Here is a 26,758-nt window from a genome sequence, read left to right on the forward strand (position 1 = left end):
TTAGTTGGGGATCCAGTTGAACTCGTCCGGGTTCGGGCCAGTGCGCTCATCCTTGTTCAGCGCCGAGATGAGACCGACCTCGGCCGGAGTCAGCTCGAAGTCGAAGATCTCGAAGTTCTCCTGAATACGAGCGGGCGTGACCGACTTCGGGAAGACGATGCTGCCCAATTCGATGTGCCAGCGCAGCACCACCTGGGCCGGCGACTTACCGTGATCGCGGGCGATGGCGGTGATCGTCGGGTCATTCAACACCAGACCCTGCGCGATCGGCGACCACGCCTCGGTAGCGATACCGTGTTCAGCGTCGAACGCGAGCAGTTCCTGCTGAGTCAGGTAGGGATGCACCTCGATCTGATTCACGGCCGGGGTTATCTCGGTCTCTTCGTGCAGCCGACGAAGGTGATGCGGATGGAAGTTCGAGACGCCGATCGCGCGGGCGCGACCCTCGGAGTAGATACGCTCCAATGCCTTCCAGGTCTCGACGAAGTTCCCGACCTTCGGCAACGGCCAGTGAATCAGGAAGAGGTCAATCTTCTCCAGCTGCAGGTCGGCCAGCGTCCGGTCGAAGGCCTTCAGCGCGCTGTCAAAGCCGTGGAAACCGTTGTTCAGCTTGCTGGTGATGAAGACGTCAGCCGGCTCAAGATCCGACTGCGCCAGCGCCTGCCCGACCTCCTTCTCGTTCCCGTACATCTGCGCTGTGTCGATGTGCCGGTAGCCGACCTTGAAGGCGGCCGTGACAGCCTCGACGGTCTCAGTGGGCTTCACCTGGTACACACCGAATCCCAGCTGGGGGATCTCGACACCATTGTTGAGCGTTACATTGGGGACAGACATGTTTCTCCTAGTTGATAAGGGGAATTGTGGACTACGAAAGCCAGGGGCGATACGTCAGCTGCCGATGCGCAGTGAGGGCCAGAATGCGCCCACGGCCAACCCGATGATGAACAGCCAGCCGAAGGCTCGGTTGTGCACCAGACACACCCGGTGGTACCAGAGCGGCCAGCCGACGTAGCCCTCCGGCGCCTGGGCCGGTGCCGGTCGAGACATCACCGAGAGTGCGCGCAGCGCCCGCGGGGCCGCCACCAAAACAACGGCCAGGAACGGGCTCAGCGCTCCGAGCAGGATCGCCACCGCGGTGAAGACGTACATCAGCACAACGACCGATTCGTTGAGCCGCCGGGCACCCCGCTCCCCCAGCAACACCGGCAGCGTGCGCTGATCCTGGGAGGTGTCGAAGGCCCGCTGGTCGATGTGCTTGCCGATCAGGATGGAGGCGACACCGAGTCCATAGGGGATGCTGGCCAGGAACGCATCACCCGACCAGTGACCGGTGATGACGAAGTAACCCCCGCCGATCATCAGCGGACCCCAGACGACGAACGCGGCCACCTCGCCCAGTCCGAGTTCCTTCAACGCTCGCGGAGCGGCGTCGTAGGCATAGAGCAGCAACCCGCCGACCAGCGCCAGCACCAGCGCCGCCACCCCGCGCAGCGCAACAAAGTACACACCGATCGCCACCGCCACCGCGGCCAGCAGGATCAGCCCGGTGGCCAGGAACCGCATCGTGAAGGCGCCGCTGGAGATGGGGTGAAGCGTGTAGCGGCGTCGCGGCGAATCCTCGGTGTCGTGTCCCCGGCGGTAACCGAAGTAGTCGTTGGAGAGATTGCTGATGCCGTGCAGCACCACGTACCCGACGAAGACCAGGATGAACGGCACGACCTGGAAACGACGGTCGGTCGCGGCCAGCAACCCGGCGATCGCCGCCGCCTGGGCGGAGATCACCAGAATCACGCTGCGTGCGGCGTACAGGAACCGGGTTACCGGATCCAGCCCCTCCAGCTCGCTGGCCTGCGCCGGATAAAACCCGGTGAAGGCCTTGGCCCAGGCGAAGGGACCCCGGGATGGACGGTTACCAAGTGCCGGCGTTGCTCCAGACACGTTTCGATCCTCTCTCTCCAGTTACACCGTACGTCGCTGTGCGGTGCGGAACGCGAGAGTGGGTCAAGCCGTGGGCGAAGACTCCAGGAATGGGTAATCGGTGTAGCCAGCGGCGTCGCCACCGTAGAAGGTGGACTGATCCGGCTTGTTCAGCGGCGCACCCTGCTTCCAGCGCTGCACCAGATCCGGGTTGGAGATGAAATTGCGTCCGACCGCGACCAGATCGCCGAGGTCTTCGTCGATGAAGCGCTGCGCCGTGGCCAGATCGGTCACCGACCCGAACCCGTCGTTGACGATAACCGCGCCGTCGAACTTGGCACGCAGGCTGCGCACCAGCTCGCTGCTCGGGTCGGCCAGGATGTGCAGGTAGGCCAGTCCGAGCGGCGCGATCGCCTCGACGAGGGTCGTGTACGTCTCGGCCGTCTCAACCGGATCCGTCTCGATGGCCCCCTGGACGTTGTGCGACGGCGAGATGCGGATACCGACCCGCTCCGGCCCGATCGCCTCCGCCACCGCCGTGGTCACCGCGATCGCAAACTGAGCTCGGGCCTGCGGCGAGCCACCGAAGGCGTCGCTGCGCTGGTTGGCCGACGGGGCGAGGAACTGATGGACGAGATAGCCGTTGGCGGCGTGGATCTCCACACCGTCCAGGCCGGCTTCGATGGCCGAGCGGGCTGCGTGGACGAACTCGGCGACCACATCGGCGATCTCCTCGGTCTCGAGCGCGCGGGGAACCACGTGCGGCTGAGGACCGGTGGCGGTGACGATCTCGCCTTCGAGCGGGATTGCGCTCGGCGCGACCGACTCCAGGCCGTTCTTGTTCTCCGGGTGGGCGATACGTCCGGCGTGCATCAGCTGGACGACGATCTGGCCGCCGGCCGCGTGCACCGCGTCCGCGACGTTGCGCCAACCCTCGATCTGAGCCGGGGTGTGGATGCCGGGCGTGTTCAGGTAGCCCTGGCCGACGGCGCTGGGCTGCGTTCCCTCGGTGATGATGAGTCCGGCGCCCGCGCGCTGCCCGTAATAGGTCGCGGCGATGTCTCGCGGAACCTGTCCGGAGCCGGCGCGGTTTCGGGTCAGCGGGGCCATCACAACCCGGTTGGCCAGGTTCAGCTTCCCCACGTTCACTGGTTCGAAAAGGTCTGGCATCGTCACGTTCCTCGCGTCATCGTCGGTCAGGTTGCCATCGATCAGTCATCGATAGCTGCGGCTGCCGCAGTGGACAGCTCACAGGAGGCAACCCGCCGCGACGCCGATCAGATTCCGATCCGGGCAATTTCGAGAGCTTCGCCACGATCCCGTTAGATAGTTGGCCGCTCAGGTTACGAGGCGGGGATCGTCGCGACGTCGATGACGAAGCGATAACGCACCTGGCTGGCCAGAATCCGCTCATAGGCCTCCGAGACCTGAGTGGCATCGATGAGTTCGATGTCAGCCGTGATGCCGTGCTCGGCGCAGAAGTCCAACATCTCCTGGGTCTCGGCGATACCGCCGACGTTCGAGCCGGTGATACTGCGCCGGGAGCCGACCACCAGCCCGGCGCTGAAGGTGTCGGGCTTGGCGGGGATGCCGAGGTTGACGATCGCGCCGCCGATGCGCAGTAGCCGCAGGTAATTGTTCACGTCCAGGTTCACCGAGACGGTGTTGAGGATGACGTCGAACTGCTTTGAGAGCTGCTTGAAGGTGGCCGGATCACTGGTCGCGTAGTACGCGCCCGCACCGTAGGCCAGCCCGTCCGCCTGCTTGGCGAGCGTCTGGGAGAGGACGGTCACGTCGGCCCCCATCGCATGGGCGATCTTGATGGCTACATGCCCTAGCCCACCCATACCGACGATCGCGACCTTCTTCGTCGCCGCGTCGTAGCGCTTCAACGGACTGAAGACGGTGATGCCGGCGCAGAGCAGCGGGGCCGCCGCGTCCAGGGGGAGTGAATCCGGGATACGGACCACGAAGCGATCGGTGACGACGATGGCCTGGCTGTATCCGCCATAGGTCGGCTCGCCGTCATACCCGCGGGAGTTGTAGGTGGAGACGACGCCCTTGACGCAGAACTGCTCCTCCCCGGCCAGGCAGTACTCGCACTCGGCGCAGGAGTCGACGAAGCACCCCACCCCGACCCGATCCCCGACGGCGAACTTGGTCACCTGCGCACCGACGGCCGACACGACGCCGGCGATCTCGTGGCCGGGGACCATAGGGAAGGTGCCGCGGCCCCAGTCACCGTTGACCTGGTGGATGTCGGTGTGGCAGATACCCACAAACTTGATGTCGATCGCCACGTCGTGCGGCCCGACGGCTCGGCGGTCGATGCTGGTGGGGCGGGCCGCTTCACCGACGGCGGGGACCGCGAGGGCCCAGGTTGAGATCGCATTCGATGGCATCAGAAGTCTCGTCTCTATGCACGCGGGGCCGGTGCGGCGTCGCTACTTCCCTACCCTAGACAGCTGGCACCGGCCGTACGCCGGCCCCTGCCCGCGTCGTAGGCTGGGGTATGAAATTTCGCAGCACCCTTGAGTTGCACGGCAAAACAGCAACTGGCCTGGTCGTTCCGGACGAGGTGGTCGCGACGCTCGGCGGCAGCAAACGCCCGGCCGTGCAGGTGACGATCAACGGCTTCACCTACCCGAGCACGGTGGCGGCTCGGGGTGGCCAGTTTCTGATTCCGGTGAGCGCCGAGGTGCGCAAGAGCGCCGGTATCGCGGCCGGCGACGAGCTGGAGGTCGAGGTCGAACTCGACACCCAGGTCAGGACGCTCGAGGTCCCGGATGATCTGGCGGCGGGGCTGGCTGAGGACCCGGTCGCCGCTGAGTTCTTCGCCGGCTTGTCGCTGAGCCGCCGACGCGGCTACGTCGACTGGATCCTGCAGGCCAAGAAGGAGGAGACCCGACAGCGCCGGGTTGCGCAAGCGGTGTCGATGCTGCGCGAGGGTCGTGCCGACCGCTGAATCAGGCTGACTGGGACTGGCTGAGCAGCAGGATGAGCCAGGTGACCGCGGCGTCGTTGGTGAGTGCGCGGTCGGCCGCGGTGAGCAGGCGCAGCGGGTCGGCGATGCCGGAGTCGGTGAAGGTCGTCTGGGGTGACCGCTGATCGGCGTAGGGAGCCAACTTCGCCGCGCGGCGCGGGGCAATCTCGGTGACTACAGAATCCATCAACGCGGTCATTGGCAACTCCTGCTCAATCGGCGGAAAGGTCCGTGCCCAGCGGCACCCTCTGGTGGGGGTGTCCTGAACCACATCGGCCGTCAGAGCCAGGTCTTAAGGAAGTCGAACGATCTTATTTCCGAACGATCCCGCTCGCTGCAAAATGGGCTCCGCCTGGACGACAGAAGGCTCCGCCTGGACGACAGAAGGCTCCGCCTGGACGACAGCCGTCCGGGCGAAGCCTTCTGCGTTGGAGCTACCTACTTCTGCTTACTTGGCGTTGTCGTTACTTGGCGTTGTCGCTGAACTGGAAGCGTCCGACCAGGGTGTCGAGCTGGGCCGACATCTCCGAGAGGTTGCGGGCAGCCGCATTGGTCTCGGCGACGACGGAAGCCGTCTGCTGGGTGGCCGCAGCGATGTCGCTGATGTTGCTGGCGATCTGACCGGACTGGTTGGCCGTCGAGTTCAGCGTCGAGTTGATCGCATCCGTCGTCGCGCTCTGCTCCTCCACCGCCGATGCGATGGTCAGCTGGAACCGGTTGATGTTCTCGATGATCTCGCCGATCTCAGCGATCGCCTGGACGGCACCGGTGGTGTCGGCCTGAATCGCCTGCACCCGGCGGGTGATGTCCTCGGTGGCCTTGGCGGTCTCCCGGGCCAGGTCCTTCACCTCACCGGCGACGACCGCGAAGCCCTTGCCGGCGTCACCGGCCCGTGCGGCCTCGATGGTGGCGTTGAGGGCCAGCAGGTTGGTCTGGGCGGCGATCGTGGTGATCACCTTGACGACGTCGCCGATCTGCGACGAGGAGACGCCCAGGCGGGTAACGGTCGCGTTGGTCGACTCCACTACCTCGACCGCGTGCGAGGCGAACTGGGTGGCCTCCGAGGAGTTGGTGCTGATCTCCCGGATCGAGGCCGCCATCTGCTCACCGGCGGTGGCGATGGTGTGCACATCACTGGAGACGGCCTGCGCGTTCTCCGCGACCTGCTCGTACTTCACTGAGGCCTCTTCGACCGACCCGGCCGCGGTGGCGGCGACGGAGATCAGGCGCCCGGAAGCGGCGGAGAGATCACGAGCGTTCGACGCGACCAGCGAGAAGTCCTGCTGCAACTGCACGCCGGCCTTGTCCAGCGCCTTGGCCATGGTGCCGACCTCGTCCTTGCAGTCCAGGCCGGTGCGCTTGGTGAGGTCACCGGCGGCCAGCGCGTCTACCACGACGCCGAGGGCGCCGAGGTTGCGGCGGGTCCGCGAGGCGACCAACCAGGCCAGGCCCAGCGAGACGATCGCCGACGCGATCAGGGCCAGCAGCACGTTGCGAATCGCCCGGTTCTGGGCGTCCTTGCTCTGCTTGGTGGTGTCGGCGATGAGCTTGGCGACGTAGTCCTTGGTGGCCTGGGCCGCCGCGTGCTGCTTAGCCACCAGGTCGTTGTACTCGACCACGATGGCCTGACCCTCGGCTGCCGACTTGGGGGCGTGCGTCTCGTTGTTGAAGGCGACCGAGTCCTTCCAGGAAGCGGCCAGCTGGGCGGCCACCGACTCGCCGGGAGTGCCGGCCATGATGTTGGTCAGCTTGACGACCGCGTCCGAGGCGGCCTTGAGGTCCACCACCATCGACGACTTGCCCGCGTTTGAGTAGGCCGGGATCTGCGCGGCGAGCGAATCGCCGGTCACCCCGACGGCAGCCGCCTGGAAGTCGGCCAGCGCCCCCTGCGCACTGAGCGCCACGTTGGCCGCGTGCTGGGAGGTGGTGCGGATCGACTTCATCGACGCCACCGAGATCCAGGTGATTCCAACCGTGGCGATCAGCGAGACCACGACGGCCGAGAGGATCTTGACCGGTAGGGACCGGTCATCGAGCAGGGCGCCGATGCGATTGTTGCGGGCAGACATCTATGTATTCCTTCCGGAGGTCATTACCGGTTTCATTCGGCTGCGCGAGGCCGAACCTGAGACGCCGGTCAGATCCTCCGGGCGGCGCCCCCTCCCGGTTTGACATTTCGAACTTACGTTCGACAATGGGTGGATGGGATTCCAGAATCCGCCGATCCCCTGGCGCGAGCTGGAGCGGCGCCTCTCCGGCCGGAGTGACGGGCGCTCCGCTGAGCCTCGTCCGGGCGATCCACACTTCGACGATGTGCCGGGGGACGGCGGTGACTCTCCGGCCTGGTCGCGCAAGCGCGAGGCCTACATCCCGGGCCCCGAGCGCCTGGCACCTGAGCCAAATCGGACTCCCTACGCCGAGCTGCACGCGCACTCCTCCTTCAGCTTCCTCGATGGTGCGAGCTCGCCGGAGGAGATGGCCGAGGAGGCGGTGCGGCTCGGGCTGCAGGGGCTGGCCCTCACCGACCACGACGGGGTCTATGGCATCGTCCGATACGCCGAGGCGGCCGACGCGCTGGGCCTGCCCACCATCTTCGGGGCCGAGCTGAGCCTGGACGTCGAGATTCCCCGCACCCAGTCGGAGCGGATGATCGCCGCCCGGGCCGGTATTCCCGACCCGCCCGGGCGGCATCTGCTCGTGCTGGCCCGCGACCCGATCGGATACGCCTCGCTCTGCCGGACGATGAGCGCCGCCCACCGCCGAGGCGGGGTCAAGGGACGGCCGGTCTATGACCTGGAGGAACTCACCGCCGACGCCGACGGGCACTGGCTGATTCTCACCGGCTGCCGCAAGGGCAGTGTCCGGGGGGCGCTGGAGAGCCCGTCGAGGTACGGCACCTTTGCCCTTGACCCGGCCCGCGCCGCCCTGGACGAACTGGTCGCCCGCTTCGGCCGGGAGAGCGTCGTCGTGGAATTGACCCACAGTCTCGATCCGCTGGCCGACGACCGCTACGACGCCCTCGCGCTGCTGGCCGAAGAGGCCCGGCTGCCGATGATCGCCAGTACCGCGGCGCACTACCACGCACCGGTACGACGTCCCCTGGCCACCGCGATGGCCGCCGTCCGGGCCCGCAGCACGCTGGACGACATGGACGGCTGGCTGCCGGGCTGGTCGGATCAGCACCTGCGTAGCGGTGATGAGATGGCGGCCCGCTTCAGCCGCTGGCGCAACTGCGGCCTCAGCGGGTCGGCCGCCGGCGCCAGCCTCACCGACACGGCAACCGGGCTGGCTACCGAGCTCGCCTTCAAGCTGAAACTCATCGCACCCGAGTTGCCGCCCTTCCCAGTGCCGGCGGGTCACAACGAGATGACCTACCTGCGCGAGCTCGCGTTGAACGGGGCCGAGCAGCGTTACGGCGCCCGCTCGGCTGAGACGGAGCCGGCCTACCAGCAGATCGAGCATGAGCTGCGGATCATCAATCAGCTCAACTTTCCCGGCTACTTCCTGGTCGTCTGGGGCATCACCCAGTTCTGTCACTCACGAGGCATCCTCTGCCAGGGCCGGGGATCGGCGGCCAACTCGGCCGTCTGCTTCGCCATCGGCATCACCGCCGTCGACCCGGTGAGGTACGGGCTGCTCTTCGAACGCTTCCTCTCCCCCGACCGCGACGGGCCGCCGGACATCGACGTCGACATCGAGTCCGACCGCCGAGAGGAGGCGATCCAATTCGTCTACCAGCGCTACGACCGCGACCATGCAGCCCAGGTGGCCAACGTGATCAGCTACCGCCCCAAGTCGGCGCTGCGGGACGTGGCCAAGGCACTCGGCTACTCCGCCGGGCAGCAGGATGCCTGGAGCAAGGAGATCGACCTGAGCTACTACTGGACCCCGGACACCTTCGCAACAGTCGAATCAAGTCCAGAGTCACAGTCACAGTCGGAGTCACAGTCGAAGTCACAGTCAGAGTCAGAGTCGGAGTCACAGTCGGAGGCACAGGTCCCGCAGCGGGTTCTCGACCTGGCCGTCGAACTGCAGAACGCCCCGCGCCACCTCGGCATCCACTCGGGGGGCATGGTGATCTGCGATCGTCCGATCGTCGAGGTCTGCCCGGTGGAGTGGGGGCGGATGCCGAACCGCACTGTGCTGCAGTGGGACAAGGACGACTGCGCCTCGATCGGGCTGGTCAAGTTCGACCTGCTCGGCCTGGGGATGCTCTCGGCGCTGAAGTACTGCTTCGACTTCGTCGAAGAGTTCCACGGCAAGCGGTACGGCCTGCACGAGGTGCCGGCTGAGGATCCGCTGGTCTACGACATGCTCTGCGAAGCCGACACCGTCGGCGTCTTCCAGATCGAGTCACGGGCCCAGATGGGCACGCTGCCCCGACTGCGCCCCCGCGAGTTCTACGACCTGGTGATCGAGATCGCGCTGATCCGCCCGGGGCCGATCCAGGGCGAGTCGGTGCACCCGTACATCCGCCGCCGGAAGGGGTTGGAGGAGATCACCTACCCGCACCCGAAGTTGAAGAAACACCTTAAAAAGACGCTGGGTATTCCGCTCTTCCAGGAGCAGTTGATGCAGCTGGCCATCGATGCGGCCGGCTGCTCGCCGAGCGAGGCGGATGCGGTGCGACGCGCGATGGGCTCCAAGCGCTCCCACGAGAAGATGGAGGCGCTGCGGCAGCGGCTCTACGACGGGATGGCGGCCAACGGGATCGTCGGCGAGGTGGCCGATGGCATCTTCACCAAGATCAAGGCCTTCGCCGCCTTCGGCTTCGCCGAGAGCCACTCGATCAGCTTCGCGTTTCTGGTCTACGCCTCCTCCTGGCTGAAGCTGTACCACCCGGCGGCCTTCTGCGCCTCGCTGCTCAACGCACAGCCGATGGGTTTCTACTCACCGCAGTCGCTGGTGCATGACGCCAAGCGCCACGGCGTCACCGTGCTCGGGCCGAGCATCAACATCTCCCTCGCTGCGGCCAACCTGGAGTGGTTGCCCGCTTCTGACGCGAATCTCCTGCATTCTGAGGGCCATGGTGCCCATAGTGCAGGAGGGTTCGCCGAGGCTCCGTACTCCGGGCCCGGGCCGGTGCAGCCCGCGGTCCGGCTGGGGCTGAGCAGCGTGCGCAGCATCAGCGACGCCCACGCCGAGCGGATCGTGGCCGAGCGGGAGAGCAACGGCCCCTTCACCTCGATGGGGGATCTGGCCCGCCGCGTCGGGCTGAGCACCGACCAGGTGGAGGCGCTGGCCACCGCGGGTGCCTTCACCAGTTTCGAGATCGGGCGCCGGGACGCACTCTGGATCGCCGGCGCCGTCTCCTCCTCGCGACCGGGGCAGCTCGATGTCCGCACCTTTGACGAGACGAGCGTCCCCGACCTGCCGGCGATGACCGAACCCGAGCAGCTGATGGCCGACCTCTGGGCCACCGGGATATCGCGTGAGCACTACCCGACCGCGCTGATCCGGCCCCGGCTGGATGCACTGGGAGTGATCCCGTCGGCCCAGCTGAAGCGAATCAGCAACGGAACACGGGTGATTATCGGGGGGATCGTCACCCATCGGCAGCGCCCGGCCACGGCCCGCGGGGTCACCTTCATCAACCTCGAGGACGAGACCGGCATGGTTAACGTCATCTGCGACCCGATCGTCTGGACCCGCTATCGCAAGGTGGCCCGGATGTCCGGCGGGCTGCTCATCCGCGGCATGCTGGAGCGGGCGGACGGGGTGACCAACGTCAGTGCCGAACGGATCGAGCGACTACCGCTCGGGCTCCGCTCGACGTCGCGCGATTTCCGTTGACGTACCCGACCGTTTTTGGCTTCGGCGCTTTCGCTCGGAATTGCCGATTTTCGCGCGGAAACCGGTGATTCCATGTGAAAAGCGGGGGCTCGACGGTCAGCGGAGTTTGTAGACGGTCCAGCTGTCGTTGCTGTAGACCTTGTTCAGCTTGGCCAGCCCCGCCGGGTCGGTGGTGCCCGGAGCCTCGTTACTGCCGACCACCAGATAATCCGGCTTGTACTTGGCGACGTTCGGGTCGGTGAGATCGCCCCGCATCAGTGCGGCCAGCGCGGCGTCGCGCCCGGTGGTGTCCAGGTTGTAGTTGAAGAGCCACCCCGGATACGCCTGCAGCAGATTGCGACCGGCCACCGTACCGGCCGCCTCCCCGGTGGACGGGGTGCCGGCGAAGATCGCGTTGATCGAGGTGTTCGCCTTGACCCAGTCGGCCAACGCCAAGTCATCGGCCGACGCGAACTGGTATTTGAGCTGGTACTCCCGCACGATCGTCAATGCGCCGCCGGTTCCGATCACGGCGAAGGCCACCACCACGGCGACGGTTCGCAGCCCGCCGGTGGCCCAGGACGTGGGCAGCTTGATACGCATGATCAAGGCTCCGAGGAAGAGCATGGCCAGCATGAAGACGTAGAAGAAAAGCTTCAGGTTGTCATAGGCCAGCGGCTGCACGCTGTAGAGCTGGGCCAGCACGAAGAGGATCAGGAACGGGATGTACCAGGGGCGGTACAGCCGCCAGCCCGGACGGAAGAGCAGCGCGATGATCACCAGCAGAACGATGAGCAGGAACCCGAAGTTGCGCCACTCGAAGGAGAGGATCGGATCTCCGGCGACCCGCACCCAGCCGTGTGTGACGTGCCCGCCGGTGCCGTTCTCGACGGCGAACTGCTGCCAGGCCAACTGCGGCAGCGCGATGACGATGGCCACTGCGGCGGCGATGAGCCACGTCTTCATCTCGGCCCGCCGGTGGATGACCACCCAGACGAAGAGCCCGGCGAAGAGCACCGCGGCGCAGATGAAGGAGTGGGCGTGCGTCATCGGCATGAGGCCGAAGAGCACGGCACCGCTGAAGAGCGCCCGCCGACCGGTCGCATCGAGCGGCACCTCGGCCGGTTGGGTCACCACGACCGGCGCCTTGACGCTGCTGCGGGCCGCCGCCTTGGTGCCGGCTCGGGCCGGTCGCGAAGTCTGCGACTTGGCTGAACGGCTACCCGGATCGATGGCCGACCCGGCGGCCGAGCCCGACCCATCCAGATCGCCGAGCGGCACCGGCATGCCGGCGTCGCCGACGAAGCTGCGGTGCCAGAGGATCGCGATCACCAGCCAGATGCCGAGGCCGAAGAGGAAGGCCCGCTGCGGCAGCAGCAGGTCGGCGACCGGATTGAAGAACGGCGCATTGTGCTCCCAGGAGCCCGCGAAGCCGTCTGGAAGATTGCCGAGCCATTTGGTCAGGCTCTTGCCGCTGTCGGAGTAGCTGTGCCAGGCCAGCGTGATGCCGATGAAGGAGCCGCCGGCCAGCGTCAGTACGCACCCGACGACGGCGCCGGCGAAGCTGCCGAAGAGGCGGCGACCGAAACCGAGGATGAGCTGGGTGATCGACCAGCAGAGCAGCGTGCCGGGAATGGCCAGGGCCAGGTGCAGGCTCCACCCGCCCTTGAGGAAGAGAGCCGAGAGGAAGTCGATCAGGAAGGGGTACGTCATGTTGGTGCCGCTGGCGATCGGGAGATTGCCCGGGAGCCGATCGGCGTAGGCCTGATGGGTCGCGATGTTGGCGTGCAGGCCGAAGTCGGCCCAGGTCGAGCCGGCCGACATCAGCGTCCCGTTGACCGGATTCAGGTCGTGCGTCCAGCTCAGCGTGGCCCAGAAGAGCAGCGACAGCGCCGCGATCACCGACCAGGCGATGAGCATCCGCCGGCTGAGCGGTTCGAAGCCGCGCCACCGCCCGCGCAGCCACAGCAGCACGCCGAGCGCGACCACCAACAGCGCCCCGAGCGGGAGGGCAACCGAGTAGGGAAAGACGATGCAGGGCAGCAGCATGATCCAGGTGAAGCCGAAGCTGCCGACCACGATAGATGCCGCGGCGAACTCAAATACGTTAAGGCGCAGACCCACCCACCGAGTCGCGCTCACACCGAACGCAAGGCTGATAATCAGGTAGAGCAGCGCGGTCATACTGGCCGCTCAGACATTCGATCACCCTAACATTTCGCTATCACTTGGCGTCGAAAGTAATAGCAGCTACGCTTCGGTAACTATGAGCCAGCTCACCTCTCTCAGCCTCTTCTTTCCGGTCTACAACGAGGTCGCCTTGTTGGAGCAGACCACGACGGACGCTGCCAAAGCCATTGCCCAGATCGGTATCTCGGACTTCGAGATCATCCTGGTCGACGACGGCTCCAGCGACGGTTCGAGCGAGCTCGCCGACCGACTGGCCGACGAGGTCGCCGGGGTCCGGGTCGTGCACCACGCGGTCAACGGAGGCTACGGAGCGGCTCTGCGCACCGGCTTCACCTCGGCTACCAAAGAGTGGGTGCTCTTCACTGACAGTGACGGCCAATTCGACGTGGGCGACCTGGCCCGCTTCCTGCCGAGCACGGAGAAGTTCGACGTGGTCCTCGGCTTCCGCGAGGGGCGCAAAGACCACTTCGGCCGCAAGGTCAACGCGAAGCTCTGGGCGCTTCTGGTTCGGATGGTGCTCAACGTCGGCGTCAAGGACCTCGACTGCGCCTTCAAGCTGATCCGTCGCACCGCGCTCGAGGACATCATGCCGCTGGAGTCCGACGGTGCCGTCATCTCGGCCGAGCTGCTCTGCAAGCTCAAGCGAGCCGATCACCCGTTCGCCCAGGTCGGCGTCCAGCACTTCGAGCGCACCGCCGGCGAGGCGACCGGTGCCAGCCTCAAGGTCGTCGCCAAGGCCTTCGTTGAACTGGTCGCGCTGCGGGTCAAGATTCACCGCGTCGAGCGGGTCAAGCGCTCCGCGAAGTCCAAGGTCTCGCACTAGTCACTACCGCGCTTCGGTTGGCGCTGAGCACAGGGCAGTGCCGACCACATAGACGATGAGAACCCCGCCGGCCTCAGGCTGACGGGGTTCTCTCGTTCCTGCAGGTAACCGGCTACCGCCACTTGTTCAGCAGCATCCGCAGGTCGAGACCGCCCGAGGAGAGCTGCCAGCCGTAGGTGAGCGGGGCGATGAAGAGGAAGCCGAGCAGCATCACGACGAAGATCGTGACGTAGAGCCAGTCGCGCTTCCACTCCCAGTTCGACCAGAAGTGCTCATCCGATTCGCGGTTCCAGTTCATCAGCACGCCGAGACCGAGCACGGCGAACATGATGCTGTAGAGCAGAGCGAAGAGATAGTGGTAGAGGAACATGACGCGGTGGATGCGCTCGAAGGGCAGCCAGTTCGCCAGATAACCCACGCCAAGCAGGCAGAGGGCGAAGATGTAACCGGCGAAGCGGCGCAGCTGGAAGAGCATGTTCGACGCGACGGCGATCATCCCGATGACCGCGCCCCACCAGACCATCGGATTGCCGATGAGGTAGATGTTGCCCTGTTCGCCCCCGACCGACGGCCCGGCCCAGTAGTAGATGGAGCGGTTCATCAGCGGCCACTGATTCCAGCGCGAGCCGTACGGGTGGCCGATCTTGGTGACTTCCTTCTCGTACAGCGTCGACGCGTGATAGGTGTCCCAGAACTTGCCCCAAAACGTCATGTGATAGTTCGGGTCGTAGTTCGGGTTACCGATCAGGGTGCGCTGGAAGCGGGCCGACATATAGGCGTCGCCCGGCCCGGTGTGGGTCAGCAGCGCGAAGTGGATCCAGAAGGCGGCGAAGTACAGCAGCGGCGGCAGTACCAGGAAGATGGCGGCGACCCCGGCCACCCGCCACCAACTGCGGTCGATTCCACGCTTGGCCCGAATGACGTCCCCGTAGAACTTGACGACGACGTCGTAGAGCCAGATGAGAGCGATGAGGGCCAGCGCGGTGGCCCCGGTCCACTTGGTGGCGAACGCCGCGCCGCCCAGGAGCGCAGCCAGGACCACGAAGGCCCAGAAGCGCCAGCCGGTGCGGGTCCGGGTGGCCAGGTAGGCGGCGATGGCGCCGACGCCGAACGCGACGAGCATCGAGTCGGTGAGGACGAAGCGTGACTCGACGATCAGCGCGTTATCCAGCAGCACCGCGGTCGCGCCCAGCGCCGCCACCCGCCGACTGGCCTTGAGCTGACGCAGGATGATCCAGACGATCGGCACCAGCATGGCGCCGGCGAAGGCCGGCAGGTAGCGAACGGCGGTGTCGGCCTCGGTGCTGCTGGCCACTACGTTCGGGTTCTGCCCGGCCACCCACGACCAGAGCGAGATAAGCAGCTTGGAGAGCGGCGGGTGGGGGTCGAAGAAGTACTGGTGCGTGCGGTAGTCACCGGCGGCGGTCTTGAAGTACACCTCGTCGAAGACGACCGCAGCCGGCTTGGTCACCCCGACCAGGCGAGTGATGAGCGCGAAGAGGGTCAGGATGACCAGCTCGGGACGGTGGGTCAGCCGGTCGCGCCCCCAGCCCTGCACGCGGGCCAGCGAACCACTGCCCGTCGTCTTCGAACCGTCGGACCCGCGAGGGTCGACAGTCGCATCGTCGGCACTGGCTTTGCTGGACGACTTCACACGCGCCTTCGTCGGGACTCGGGCGGAGGCGGGATTCGGCGACATCACTGGCGCAGAATAACGCAGTAAGCATTGAGAGGTGAGGCTCTGCCGAGAGTTGCCGCACAACTGGCACCAAGCCGGGGTGGCGTGGGCGCCCGGATCGTAGCGCTCGATGAAGGTTGTTTAGTCGACTCACAAACGGCGCTTTCAACAGGGCACTCTGTGTAATTCTCGGTTAACCTGACCCCATGTATCAGTCGTTGGCGCCTGTGCTAGAGAAGCTGATCGAGCGCGGGGCACATGAGCCTGCGATCGATCAGGCGATCGCCAGCGCGCACGCCAGCGGCCGAGAGCTCCGCGACGTACTGGTCAACGACCACGTCATCACCGAGGCCGACCTCGCCGAGGCGACGGCCGAGGCCTACGGCCTGCGAGTCATCGACCTGGTGACCCATGACCTCAACAATGAGGCCGCCCAGAAGGTGCCACTGGCGCTGGCTCGCCGACACACCGTGCTCGGCGTCGGGATCGAACTGGGCGAACTGATCGTCGCCATGAGCGACCCCAACGACGTACTGGCCCTGGACGACCTGCGGGCATCCACCGGGATGTCGATCCGTCCGGTGGTGGCCGCGCGCGACGACCTGCTCAAGGCCATCGAGCGACTGCAGCGCGAGGACAACGACCTCGGCGAGGTGGCGGCCGCTCTGGGGTCACCGACCCAGAACACCAACGCCGACCTGCAGGCCAGCGGCGAGGACGCCCCGATCGTTCGCTACGTCAACTCGCTCATCGAGCAGGCGATCGCCAACCGCGCCTCCGACCTCCACCTGGAGCCGACCGAGAGTGATCTGCGGGTCCGCTACCGCATCGATGGCGTGCTGCACGAGATCGACACCGTGCCGCACGCGGTGCAGTCCGCGCTCATCTCGCGCATCAAAATCATGTCGGCGCTGGACATCACCGAACGGCGAGTGCCCCAGAACGGCCGCATGACCGTCAACCTCGGGTCACGTTCAGTAGACCTTCGTAGCGCTACGCTACCGACGGTCTGGGGCGAGAAGGTCGTCCTGCGAGTACTCGACACCGGCGGTATCGACCTCGATCTGCGCAAGCTCGGCTTCACCGATGACAACTACGCACGCTTCTCGGAGTCATTCACCAAGCCGCACGGAATGCTTCTGGTTACCGGGCCGACGGGCTCCGGGAAGTCGACCACTCTCTACGCCACGCTGAGCAAGATAAGCACGCCAGAGGTCAACATCATCACCGTCGAAGATCCGGTCGAGTACCGCCTACCTGGGATCAATCAGGTACAGGTGAACATCAAAGCCGGCCTCACCTTCGCCGCTGTATTGCCGGCCATTCTGCGGTCTGACCCCGACGTCGCGCTGGTCGGTGAGATCCGGGACAAGGTGACGGCGCAGCTCGCCGTCGAGGCCTCGCTCACTGGCCACCTCGTCCTCTCCACCCTGCACACCAACGATGCACCCAGCGCAATTACTCGCCTGATCGAGATGGGGATCGAGCCCTTCCTGGTCGGTTCGTCGGTTGACTGCATCCTGGCCCAGCGCCTGGCCCGCCGCCTCTGCGAGTGGTGCCGCGAGTCCTACCGTCCGGAGGAGGTCGATCTGCTGGCCTCGCGCTGGCCGGTGGATCTCATCGAATTACCGAAGGAACTCTGGCATCCGGTCGGCTGCCGATCCTGCGCCGGTACCGGGTATCGCGGTCGGGTCGCGCTGCACGAGGTAATGACCGTCAGCGAGCAGGTGGAGCGGTTGGCGGTGGAGCGCGCATCGGCCAACGAGATCCGCAAAGTCGCCACCGCCGAAGGCATGCACAGCCTCCGCACGGACGGCCTGCGCAAGGCGGCCGATGGGCTTACGACCGTCGCAGAAGTTCTTCGAGTAGCTGTCTAGCAAAGTTAGTTTGACGTAAAGTCAAGTTATCCACGCATTCTCGGGAAACTAATTTCCGTTCCAAATTGCGAGTCACCCGGATCACCCCTACCGTTAGCCCACGGCGCGTTAAGCGTTCGTAAAGGATTTCAGGCCACGGAAGGGCTAAGGGTGCACTGGTGACCAGTCACACCGTCGGAGACGTCTCGCAGCGTTCGCACGGATCGGTCGATCTGAGCGAGGAACGCGCTGCCCTGGACACGATGCTCACCGAGCTCGTCCAGGCCAAGGGCTCCGACCTGCACCTGGGCGCCGGCGTCGCGCCGAAGCTGCGCGTCAGCGGCGATCTCTACGACATGCACGGCTATCCCGAGCTCACCGCCACCGACATCGCGATGCTCATCCGCTCGATCGTCACCGACGGCCAATGGGAGCGATTCGAGCGCACCCAGGAACTGGACCTGGCCCACGACGTACCCGGCATCTCCCGCTTCCGAGTCAACGTCTTCTGCGAACGGGGTGGCTACGGCGCGGTCTTCCGGGCCATCCCGCACGAGATTCGTTCGCTGGCCGAGCTGGAGATGCCTTCAGTTCTCGGCGACTTCGGCAACCTGCACCGCGGCCTGGTGCTGGTGACCGGTCCGACCGGCTCGGGCAAGACGACCACGCTGGCCGCCCTGCTGGACGAGATCAACCGCCGCCGGTCAGGACACATCCTCACCATCGAGGACCCGATCGAGTTCGTGCACCACGGCCGCAAGAGCAAGATCACCCAGCGCGAGGTGGGCAGTGACACCGCCTCCTTCGCGATCGCGCTGAAGGCCGCTCTTCGTCAGGATCCGGACGTGATTCTGGTCGGGGAAATGCGAGACATCGAGACCGCCGCCGTCGCCATCACCGCGGCCGAGACCGGTCACCTCGTGCTGGCCACGCTGCACACCTCGAGCGCGGCCCAGACGATCGACCGTCTCATCGACATGTTCCCGCACGAGCAGCAGAACACGATCCGCGCTCAGCTGGCCAACACGCTGCAGGGCATCGTCACCCAGGCTCTGGTCCGCCGCATCGACCGGCCGGGGCGCGTCGCCGTCACCGAGGTGCTGGTCGCCACGTCGGCCATCCGCAACCTGGTGCGCGAGGGAAAGATCCACCAGATCCCGTCTTTCATGCAGTCCTCCAGCCTCAACGGCATGCACACCTTCGACTCGTCACTGGCCTCGCAGGTGCGGGCCGGCGCGATCGACGAACGCACCGCTCGCGGGCTGGCCCACTCCCCCGAGGACTTCGACCGGCTCTTTGGACGGCGGTAAAGAACCATGACCATGACGTTCGACTACGAGACCATCTCCCCCGACGGTAGTCGCGCAAAGGGCAAGATCGAGGCCAAGTCACAGGCCGCGGCCGCGGCAACCCTGGAGCAGCAAGGCCTCACCCCCCTGAAGATCGCCGAAGCCGGCACCGGCATGCAGAAGGAGATCGCGATCCCCGGCCTCGGTGGCCGGATCAAGACCCGCGACCTCGCCGTGCTGGCCCGCCAGTTCGCAACGATGACCTCCTCAGGCATGTCGCTGATCCGCTCGCTGGCCATCCTGGAAGAGCAGAACGAGAAGCCGAAGCTGCGCGAGGCACTTCGTGACGTGCGCACCGACGTTGAGGGCGGCGCCCAGCTGTCCAGCGCCCTGGCCAAGCACGACCGGATCTTTCCGCAGCTCATGGTCGCGATGATCCGGGCCGGTGAGACCGGCGGTTTCCTCGACGGCGCCCTGGACGGAATCGCCACCACCCTGGAGAAGGAGGCGGCGCTCAAGGGCAAGGTGAAGAGCGCCCTGACCTACCCGGTGATCGTGCTCGCCTTCAGCCTCATCATGATCGTCGGCGTCATCGTCTTCATCGTTCCGGTCTTCGAGAAGATGTTCAAATCTCTCGGCGGGCAGCTGCCGCTGCCGACCCGCATCCTGGTCGTCACCAGTCACCAGATGTGGTGGGCGTTCCCGCTGGTGGCCGGCACGACGATCGCGGGCACGATGCTCTTCCGCCGTGAATTGCGGAACAAGCCCAGCGTCCGGCTCGCCTTCGACGCCTTCAAACTTCGACTTCCGGTATTCGGGAAACTGCTGCAGAAGATCGCGATCTCCCGCTTCACCCGCAACCTCGGCACGCTGCTCTCGGTGGGCGTGCCGGTGATCCAGGCGCTGGAAGTCGTCGGTGACACCACGGGGAACTCGGTGATCACCGAAGCAACCAAGGATATTCAGCAGGCTGTCCGCGACGGGCAGCCGATGACCACACCACTGCGTAAGCACGCAATCTTTCCGGCGATGGTGACCCAGATGATCGAGGTCGGCGAGCAGACCGGCCAGATCAGCACCATGCTCGACAAGGTTGCCGACTTCTACGACCAGGAAGTCGAGGACGCCACCGAAGCTCTCACGGCGTCAATTGAACCGATCATGGTTGTCTTCATGGGCGTCATCGTCGGCTCGATGGTGATCTGCCTATACCTCCCAATGTTTACCATCTACCAGCATGTTCAGGGGACATCGTGAAAAGGTCGATTACGCGCAGAGCCCGGTACGCAGTCGCGGCCGGAGTCGCAGTAGCAGTCATCAGCGTCAGCGTTCCGATGGTCCCGGCCAGTGCCGCGACGCCCACCGGAACGTCCTACTCGGCGGCGGTGAAGACCGGCCCCGGCCTGCTCAAGCCGACCATCACCTCAACCGGCCTGCTCAGCTTCCTGCAGCCCATTCTCAACGCCGTGGTGAACCCGTTGATCCAGGGCGTGGCCGCGATGCCGACCGAGATCGTCAACGCGATCACGAATGCGATCCTCGGTAAGTACAAGGCCACCACCCCCACCTCTTCGGTCTCCATGCCGGCCGGTGGCGCCTTCCCGTCCTGCACCTCCCCGGGATTCAGCTCGGTGAACTGCTACAACACCGGCTTCAGCGCCGGCGTCCCGAACCTGATCAGCTTCTCGGCCAGCGGCCCGGTCGGCTTCACCACCGCCGACGCCACGGCCTACAGCGCCAAGGCCCAGTCCTACAGCTCGAGCCTGAGTGCCTTTGGTTTCAACCTCTTCTCCAACGCAGGCCCGACCTCCGGCGTCTCCTGCCCGGTCACCGGCACAGCCGGTTCGCCGGCCGCCACCTGGACGATGGCCACCACCAGCCTGCTCGGCGGCCTCATCACCACCCAGACGGCGAGCAGCAGCAGCTCCGCTCCGTTCAGCGCGTCGATGGGTGGCAAGACGATCAGCACCGCCCCGGTCGGCGGCACGCTGGGCGACGCCAACGGCACGCACTTCACCGCGACCGTCACCAACCAGGGTCTCTACGTGCAGCTCGCGCTGAACCCGGGGCAGCTCACCACCAGCTCCGGCCTGGGCAGCTCGTTCTTCGCCGATCAGGGCACCAGCCCGGTCACCGCCGCGATCCAGCTCACCATCCACATCGGTCCGGGCGGCGTCACCACCACCAACTCCGCCGAGGCCTGGGGGCTGGCCATCGGCCTCGACCTGGCCTTCAACTTCGGCTTCAACATCATGGGTAGCGGTCTCTACATCAGTGCCCCGAGCGGCCTCTCCGGAACGAACTTCGGAAACCTCCTCGATCTGAAGTACGCCTACACCAACTGCGGAACCGGAACGGCACTGCCGGGTGCGACCTCCGCTCCGACTCCGACGCCTACCGGCACCGGTGGCAACAACCTGCCGGGCTCGACGCCGACTCCGACGCCGACCTCCTCCCCGGTGGCCACGCCGGTTCCGACGGCGACCCCGACCGGCGGCGCCACGCCGACGCCGGCACCGGGTGGAACCCAGTGGATCCCGCCGAACTTGAACTAATTGCTCGCTGAACGAGCTAACTACCCAGGCACAACTGCCGATAGGAGTTTCGTGCAGTAGCTGCACGGATCGAACGGTCACCGAGCTTGGTGGCTGGCCCAACAAGACGCCGGACCCCAGCCCGGTGAATACCATCCCCCAATCAGGAGAACCCCATGCTCGGATCACTGCTCACCAAGCTCAAGACGATTCGTGAAGAGCGCGCCGAAGGCGACCGCGGCTTCACCCTCATCGAGCTCCTCGTGGTTGTCGTCATCATCGGCATCCTCATCGCCATCGCCATCCCGCTCTACAGCAACTACAAGAAGGGCGCCGAGAACAAGTCGGCCAAGTCCGACGTTCGCAACGCCATCCCGGTCATCGAGCAGTGCTACACCGACAACGGCAACAAGTACCCGACCACCACCCAGGCGCCGGCCGAGAGCGCCAACCTGACGTTCGGCGCCGAGTGCCCGAACGGCACGATCACCGTATCGACCGGTAACACGCTCAAGTACACCTGGGACTCCGCTGCCACCGCGTACACCATCACTGCGAAGAACACCGACGGTGGAACCCTTTACAGCTACACCAGCGGCACTGCCACCGGCGCTGGCAAGATCAACCCGTAATTACCTGAAGGATCGTCGCGTGCGGCGCTCGTGGACGAGCGCCGCACCCGGCAGCAGTACCGCTGTACCACCATCAATATCGCATCGCGCCTCTAGGACCCCCGCCTACTCGCGCGGACATCACCTCACCACCCTGTCACCCCCGTACACAGGAGAACGAAATGCTCGCATCACTACTCACCAAGCTCAAGACGATCCGTGAAGAGCGCGCCGAAGGCGACCGCGGCTTCACCCTCATCGAGCTCCTCGTGGTTGTCGTCATCATCGGCATCCTCATCGCCATCGCGATCCCGCTCTACAGCAACTACAAGAAGGGCGCCGAGAACAAATCGGCCCAGTCGGACGTCCGCAACGCGATCCCCGTCATCGAGCAGTACCAGGCCGACAACAGCGCCTACCCGCTGGCAGCGGCTGTCACCGTCGACGCGACCAGCGGTGTCATGTCATTCGTGTCGGTCGACGGTGCCACGACCACCAAGGCCAACGCATCGACGGATGTCACGCTTGTCTACAAGCCGCTGGCAAGCCCCGCTGGCTACATGGTCTGCGCCATGCAGAAGGACGGCGGCCAGTGGTACACGTACAGCACGGTCACCGGAAAGCTCGACAAGAGCGCGACGAACGTCAACGACTGCGCCTAGTTCACTGGCCAATCCTCTTTGCCGAGCGAGCGAACCTCGGCGCTCGGCAAAGAGGGCAACCCGGTAGGCGCCTAGCGACGCACGCGGTTCGTCGAGCCGCACGACCCAACAGGAGGTGTCCGATGACCACAGCGAAACTCTTTGCTGCCGTCACTGGGCACCTCCGTCGTGCGTTGAACACGCAGAGCGACAACGCCACAACTGAACGATCAGAGGGCGGCTTCACCCTCATCGAGGTCGTCGTCTCCTTTACTTTATTGATTATTATCGGCAGCACCGTGATGGTGGGAATCGGCAACGGCATCCACGCCTCGAACGCCACCCGGGTGCGTACCACCGCGAGCAACGTCGCCCGCGATTACATCGAGCAGGCCCGGAGCATGTCGCCGGCTCAAGTGACCGCGATCTCGCCGACCTCGGTCAAGGTCGGTGCCCAGACCTTCACCGTCACCCGTTCGGTGAGCGTCGGCCAACCCGGTCTGACCTTCGCCGCAGGTGTCACCTGCGCCACCGCTCCCAACCAGACCGGGCTGTACAACTCGCTGCTGCCGCTGATGCTCTACATCACGGTGACGGTCAGCTGGAACGGTGCGTCCGCACCGGCCCGCTCGGACACGGCACTGGCCTGCGTGAGCGCATGATGGCGGCCAAGCGAATCCTCCGGGCAGTACGGCACCGCGCCCTCGGCCAGTCCGGCGCCGAGTCGGGCATGACGCTCATGGAACTAGTCGTCTCAATGGGCTTGGCCACCCTGCTCGGTGCGATGACGCTGGCCTTCTTCATCTCCTCGAACACCGCGGCCAGTCGCACCGTCACCGCCAACATCTCCAGCGCCTCGGCCCGCGACGCGCTTGACTCCTGGACGCAGCTCATCCGGGTCGCCGACACCCCGGCCTACGACCCGACGCACGTCGTGCTCAACAGTGTGGCCCAGGACGTCGACGCCCGTCAGGGTGATTCGATCGTCTACCTCGACGCGACCAACCTGGTTTTCTACGCAAATGTCGGCAATCGCGGGTCCACCACCGGCAGCCGGGCCAGCAGCACCAAGATGTGGTTGGCCCTTGAAAACGGGTCACTGATCGAGCGCTCCTACCCCGACACCCCGGCCAACGCCGGCGGCTATGACGCCTCCGGCGCGCCAGCGGTGGGTGGAGCGACCACGACCCGCGTACTGGCCACCAACGTGACCCTCGGCGCACAGGCCGGCTGTGGCACTTCGCAGTCGACCATCAATCAGCTCTTCATTCCGTGCTCGGCCGCCGGCGCCCAGCTGGCGATGAGCGCCTCCGACGCCGGGTCACCCGGACTCTCGGTGATGAAGACCGCCTGCAACGACGCTGACACCTCGACCTACTGGTGTGGATCCGGAAACCCAACGGTGCCGACGACGGTGCCGGCCAGCAGCATCGTCATCGCCTTCACTGTGACAACGACGACGAGCGACGGCGTCGCCACCAACCAGTCCTACATCTCAGCGGCGGCGATGACCGGTGCCGCATCCGTTCCTGGAGGTAACTCATGAAGAGGGCGCGCCGGGCGTTTCTGGCCCGAATGGCGAGAGTTCGGGGAACGGGTGTCGAGGCGGTCGAGTCCGGCTTCGCACTGATCTACACCTTGGTCGTCACCACCATCGTCCTCATCTCCGCCACCTCCATGCTCGTCGTAACCGCCAACGGAATCGTTCCGGCCAAGACCAGCCAGGACGCTTCACGCGCAGTCGCGGCGGCCGAGGCCGGCGTCCAGTACTACCAGGCCTGGTTGAACATTCGCTGTAGCACGCTCAGCTCCTCCACCCCGTGCCCGTCTCTCTCAACCAGCACCGCCGGGGCGGGCCTGCTCGCGGTGAACGCGCCGGGCACGACGATAACCATCCCCGGCTCGGGCGCTGCCGGTCTGGCGGCGACGTTCACCGTCGACACACTCAACCTGGCCAACAACCTGTACATCAGCCAGCACAAGATCCGGATCAAGTCGACCGGCACGGTGGGCAAAGTTTCCCGGAGCATCGTCGCCGACATCACCCCGGCCCAGTCGACGCTCGACCTCGCCTACTCCTCGACCTACGAGACCGTCGGCAGCCAGCTCATCGCCCAGCAGAACCCGAAGCGCACCATTGCCCTGCCGAGTTCGTCGGTGCTCAACAGCGTCCTCTCCGGTGTCACCGGCCTGACCAGCATCCTTGGTGCGGGCTTGGGTTCGGGCTCGTCGGTGACCTGGAACGGCAACCCGCCGGCCACCTGGTGCGACAACCTCTACTACCCGACCGACGAACACGACCCGTCGACCGGCGCCCTCTACGACCCGGGGATGGGCGGTTCGATCACCGGCCAGACCTACGGCCGCCAGCAGCTGCGGTCATCGATCAACCCGGCCCCGGCCACTGGCTATGACTGGACCGAAGGCGGAAACCTCGCGCTGGTCAGCCTCCTCGGTATCCCGATCTCGCTGGGCGCCCTCACCGCGCAGCAGCACAGCGGACTCTGCGCGGTCGCCATGACCTCCGGCCAGACCTTCACCGGCCCGGTCTACTCCAAGGACGCGCTCTACCTCTCCAAGGTGACGAACACCGGTCTCGGGCCGCAGTTCCTGGAGGGGGCGAGCACCGGTTGGACGGCCGACAAGGGCGCGCCGAGCCTGCCCTACGTCCAGTTCCAGGAGGACCTCCTCCAGACGCTCAAGTCGAACGTGGTGAGCGATCCGGTGGACCGCCCGCAGCTGCCGGCCGAGGCGGAGCCGGCGACCCCGACCTGCATCTACTACGGGCCGACCCGGATCGTCGTGAACGGCGCCACGGCGACGGTAACGAGCCCGGAGACGCTGGCCTCCCCCAGCGCTTCCGCACCCTGCTACAACTCCGCCCCCGGCCTGTCGGTGAGCAGCCCGCCGCGAGTCTGGGATCCCGCGCAGAACGAGCCGGTTACCGGGACCGGCGTGGCCGGCGCGACGATCTCATCGACCGCGGCCATTGTGGTCAAGAACGCCGGCGACAATGACCGGACCAAGTGGCCGGCCTCGACCGGGTCGCCGGCCGGAAGCTATCTGGCGACCGGCGGGAAGACGTCGGCGGGACAGGTGATCAGCAGCAACCCGATCTTCAAGGTGAGCTCCGGGGCAGTCTCCCAGGCCGCCGATACCGGACCCACTCAGGTCAGCGCGCTCTTCACAGCGAAATGGGCCAACCAGAACCTTCCGCCGTGCGTCCTGCTCTGCTCTGGGACCAGTCTGAACAGCCAGTCGACCTTCGACTCGGAGGTGCCGACCTACGCATCGCTGCAGGCCACGGTCCAGTCGAGCAGTGATCCGATCGGCACTCTGACGAATACCCTCACCACCAAAGCCGACACCACCCACGGGGCACCGGCGCCATCGGGTCAGAGCGACCACCGCTACGTCGTAGTCGCCGGTTCGCCGACCACGACGACGACCGCGGTGGCAACCAGCCCCACGACCTACTCACCGTCGTTCTCCGACGCGCTGATGCAGAACAGCGACGGTACCTACCGGCAGAACGGCACCAAGACTGACAGCAAGACCGTCTACTCGGTCTACCGCGAGAACGCGGTCTGCTCGGTCTTGAATGTCCTCGGCGCCTGCATCGGCACCTGGAGTTGGAGCGCGCCGGCATCGTCGCCGCTGGCGTTCACAGTCACCAACAGCTCAACCTCCACCAAGTACACGGCGCCGACGATCATCTCGTCCCCTACCTCGAATTTCCCGGTCTCGGCGGACCGCACGGTGTACAACACCTACACGACCGACGGCAAGTATGGACCGGGTGACGCCTACATCGAGGGATCCAACTCCGGCAAGCTCAGCGTCATCGCTGAGGACGACATCATCGACACCGGGACGCTGACCAACGGTGGCAGCGCGGCCCAGAGCTACAAGAACGGTACCGGCGCGACCGCGCTCACGGCCTGGAACAACGTGCGCATCTACCACCCGGTGGCCTGCAAGCTGCAGACCACGACCTACCTGGCCGCGACCGACGCGGGCTTCTGCCCGAACGACACCACCGGCCTCTACACCTACAACACCCTGAAGGCGTTGCTCGGCAGCAACCACCCCTCGGCGCAGTACGTAGAAGTGCGGCCGGACCTCAGCAAGATCGACATCAACGCGGCGATCTTCGCCCTCGGCTCGACGCTGTCCAGTTCCGGTATGGAGGGCTCCTTCACCACCGACAACCCGGACAAGGGCAGTTTCGGCGCCAACGGCGGATCAGCCAACGTCTTCGGCGGTGTCTACCAACTGCACCGTGGTACCAACGGCACCCAGTGGGAGCGCACCACTACCACTGACAACACCCCGCCTTCGGGCTACGACGTCAGCTACAACTACGTCGACCTCTCCAACTCGGGACTGCCCTGGATCCCCACCAAGGAAGACCAGTCGACCAGCTGGAGCGTCGGCACGCTCTCCTCCCCCACCGGGAACTGA

General features: G+C 65.8%; 20 protein-coding genes. 12 read left to right on the forward strand and 8 right to left on the reverse strand.

Annotation, left to right across the window (positions count from 1 at the left end):
• The 4 genes from CPH63_RS19565 to CPH63_RS19580 form a co-directional block, all read right to left on the reverse strand.
• Complete coding sequence (locus tag CPH63_RS19565; protein WP_096304438.1) at positions 1-834, reverse strand: aldo/keto reductase; 834 nt, start codon at positions 832-834, stop codon at positions 1-3.
• 54 nt (positions 835-888) lie between these two features.
• Complete coding sequence (locus CPH63_RS19570) at positions 889-1,938, reverse strand: prenyltransferase (protein WP_157749665.1); 1,050 nt, start codon at positions 1,936-1,938, stop codon at positions 889-891.
• Between the two features lie 63 nt (positions 1,939-2,001).
• The gene (locus CPH63_RS19575; RefSeq protein ID WP_096305299.1) at positions 2,002-3,087 is read right to left on the reverse strand and encodes an alkene reductase; all 1,086 of its coding nucleotides are present in this window, start codon (positions 3,085-3,087) and stop codon (positions 2,002-2,004) included.
• A gap of 173 nt (positions 3,088-3,260) precedes the next feature.
• The gene (locus CPH63_RS19580) at positions 3,261-4,319 is read right to left on the reverse strand and encodes an NAD(P)-dependent alcohol dehydrogenase (RefSeq protein ID WP_096304440.1); all 1,059 of its coding nucleotides are present in this window, start codon (positions 4,317-4,319) and stop codon (positions 3,261-3,263) included.
• Positions 4,320-4,429: 110 nt separating this feature from the next.
• Here CPH63_RS19580 and CPH63_RS19585 point away from each other — a divergent pair, with 110 nt between their 5' ends.
• A complete protein-coding gene (locus CPH63_RS19585; protein WP_096304441.1) occupies positions 4,430-4,882 on the forward strand; it encodes a YdeI/OmpD-associated family protein in 453 nt (150 codons plus the stop codon).
• Between the two features lies 1 nt (position 4,883).
• Here CPH63_RS19585 and CPH63_RS19590 read toward each other — a convergent pair whose 3' ends face one another.
• Both CPH63_RS19590 and CPH63_RS19595 read right to left on the reverse strand, forming a co-directional pair.
• A complete protein-coding gene (locus CPH63_RS19590; protein WP_096304442.1) occupies positions 4,884-5,099 on the reverse strand; it encodes a hypothetical protein in 216 nt (71 codons plus the stop codon).
• A gap of 265 nt (positions 5,100-5,364) precedes the next feature.
• On the reverse strand, positions 5,365-6,969 hold the full coding sequence (locus tag CPH63_RS19595; protein ID WP_096304443.1) for a methyl-accepting chemotaxis protein: 1,605 nt from the start codon (positions 6,967-6,969) through the stop codon (positions 5,365-5,367).
• A gap of 133 nt (positions 6,970-7,102) precedes the next feature.
• Here CPH63_RS19595 and CPH63_RS19600 point away from each other — a divergent pair, with 133 nt between their 5' ends.
• A complete protein-coding gene (locus tag CPH63_RS19600) occupies positions 7,103-10,693 on the forward strand; it encodes an error-prone DNA polymerase (protein ID WP_096304444.1) in 3,591 nt (1,196 codons plus the stop codon).
• A 96-nt stretch (positions 10,694-10,789) separates the two neighbouring features.
• Here CPH63_RS19600 and CPH63_RS19605 read toward each other — a convergent pair whose 3' ends face one another.
• Positions 10,790-12,814 carry a hypothetical protein gene (locus tag CPH63_RS19605; RefSeq protein WP_157749666.1) on the reverse strand — a complete coding sequence of 675 codons (2,025 nt, stop codon included), beginning with the start codon at positions 12,812-12,814 and terminating at the stop codon, positions 10,790-10,792.
• A 124-nt stretch (positions 12,815-12,938) separates the two neighbouring features.
• Between CPH63_RS19605 and CPH63_RS19610 the strand changes: the two genes are divergently transcribed.
• The gene (locus tag CPH63_RS19610; protein WP_096304446.1) at positions 12,939-13,685 is read left to right on the forward strand and encodes a glycosyltransferase family 2 protein; all 747 of its coding nucleotides are present in this window, start codon (positions 12,939-12,941) and stop codon (positions 13,683-13,685) included.
• Between the two features lie 112 nt (positions 13,686-13,797).
• Here CPH63_RS19610 and CPH63_RS19615 read toward each other — a convergent pair whose 3' ends face one another.
• On the reverse strand, positions 13,798-15,384 hold the full coding sequence (locus CPH63_RS19615) for a phospholipid carrier-dependent glycosyltransferase (protein WP_096304447.1): 1,587 nt from the start codon (positions 15,382-15,384) through the stop codon (positions 13,798-13,800).
• Between the two features lie 185 nt (positions 15,385-15,569).
• On the opposite strand from CPH63_RS19615, the gene CPH63_RS19620 reads away from it, so the two are divergent.
• The 9 genes from CPH63_RS19620 to CPH63_RS19660 all read left to right on the forward strand — a co-directional run bounded on the left by CPH63_RS19620 (position 15,570) and on the right by CPH63_RS19660 (position 26,758).
• A complete protein-coding gene (locus CPH63_RS19620) occupies positions 15,570-17,240 on the forward strand; it encodes a GspE/PulE family protein (protein ID WP_096304448.1) in 1,671 nt (556 codons plus the stop codon).
• A gap of 158 nt (positions 17,241-17,398) precedes the next feature.
• The gene (locus CPH63_RS19625; RefSeq protein WP_197704455.1) at positions 17,399-18,529 is read left to right on the forward strand and encodes a type IV pilus twitching motility protein PilT; all 1,131 of its coding nucleotides are present in this window, start codon (positions 17,399-17,401) and stop codon (positions 18,527-18,529) included.
• A 12-nt stretch (positions 18,530-18,541) separates the two neighbouring features.
• Positions 18,542-19,765, forward strand: a complete 1,224-nt coding sequence (locus CPH63_RS19630) for a type II secretion system F family protein (protein ID WP_197704456.1) — start codon at positions 18,542-18,544, stop codon at positions 19,763-19,765.
• The gene (locus CPH63_RS23545; RefSeq protein ID WP_206745592.1) at positions 19,762-21,063 is read left to right on the forward strand and encodes a hypothetical protein; all 1,302 of its coding nucleotides are present in this window, start codon (positions 19,762-19,764) and stop codon (positions 21,061-21,063) included. Before CPH63_RS19630 ends, CPH63_RS23545 begins: the two co-directional genes overlap by 4 nt.
• Positions 21,064-21,218: 155 nt before the next feature.
• Entirely contained in the window at positions 21,219-21,674 is a 456-nt protein-coding gene (locus CPH63_RS23550; RefSeq protein ID WP_096304451.1) for a prepilin-type N-terminal cleavage/methylation domain-containing protein, read from the forward strand.
• Positions 21,675-21,835: 161 nt separating this feature from the next.
• Positions 21,836-22,315, forward strand: a complete 480-nt coding sequence (locus CPH63_RS23820) for a prepilin-type N-terminal cleavage/methylation domain-containing protein (RefSeq protein ID WP_096304452.1) — start codon at positions 21,836-21,838, stop codon at positions 22,313-22,315.
• A 122-nt stretch (positions 22,316-22,437) separates the two neighbouring features.
• Positions 22,438-22,956, forward strand: coding sequence for a type II secretion system protein (locus tag CPH63_RS19650; RefSeq protein ID WP_096304453.1), 519 nt, complete (start codon positions 22,438-22,440; stop codon positions 22,954-22,956).
• The gene (locus tag CPH63_RS19655; RefSeq protein WP_157749667.1) at positions 22,953-23,840 is read left to right on the forward strand and encodes a hypothetical protein; all 888 of its coding nucleotides are present in this window, start codon (positions 22,953-22,955) and stop codon (positions 23,838-23,840) included. Before CPH63_RS19650 ends, CPH63_RS19655 begins: the two co-directional genes overlap by 4 nt.
• Positions 23,837-26,758, forward strand: coding sequence for a hypothetical protein (locus tag CPH63_RS19660; RefSeq protein ID WP_157749668.1), 2,922 nt, complete (start codon positions 23,837-23,839; stop codon positions 26,756-26,758). The genes CPH63_RS19655 and CPH63_RS19660 overlap by 4 nt, the downstream gene beginning before the upstream one ends.

Origin of the sequence: Jatrophihabitans sp. GAS493 (genome assembly GCF_900230215.1) — a bacterium.
GTDB lineage: Bacteria > Actinomycetota > Actinomycetes > Mycobacteriales > Jatrophihabitantaceae > MT45.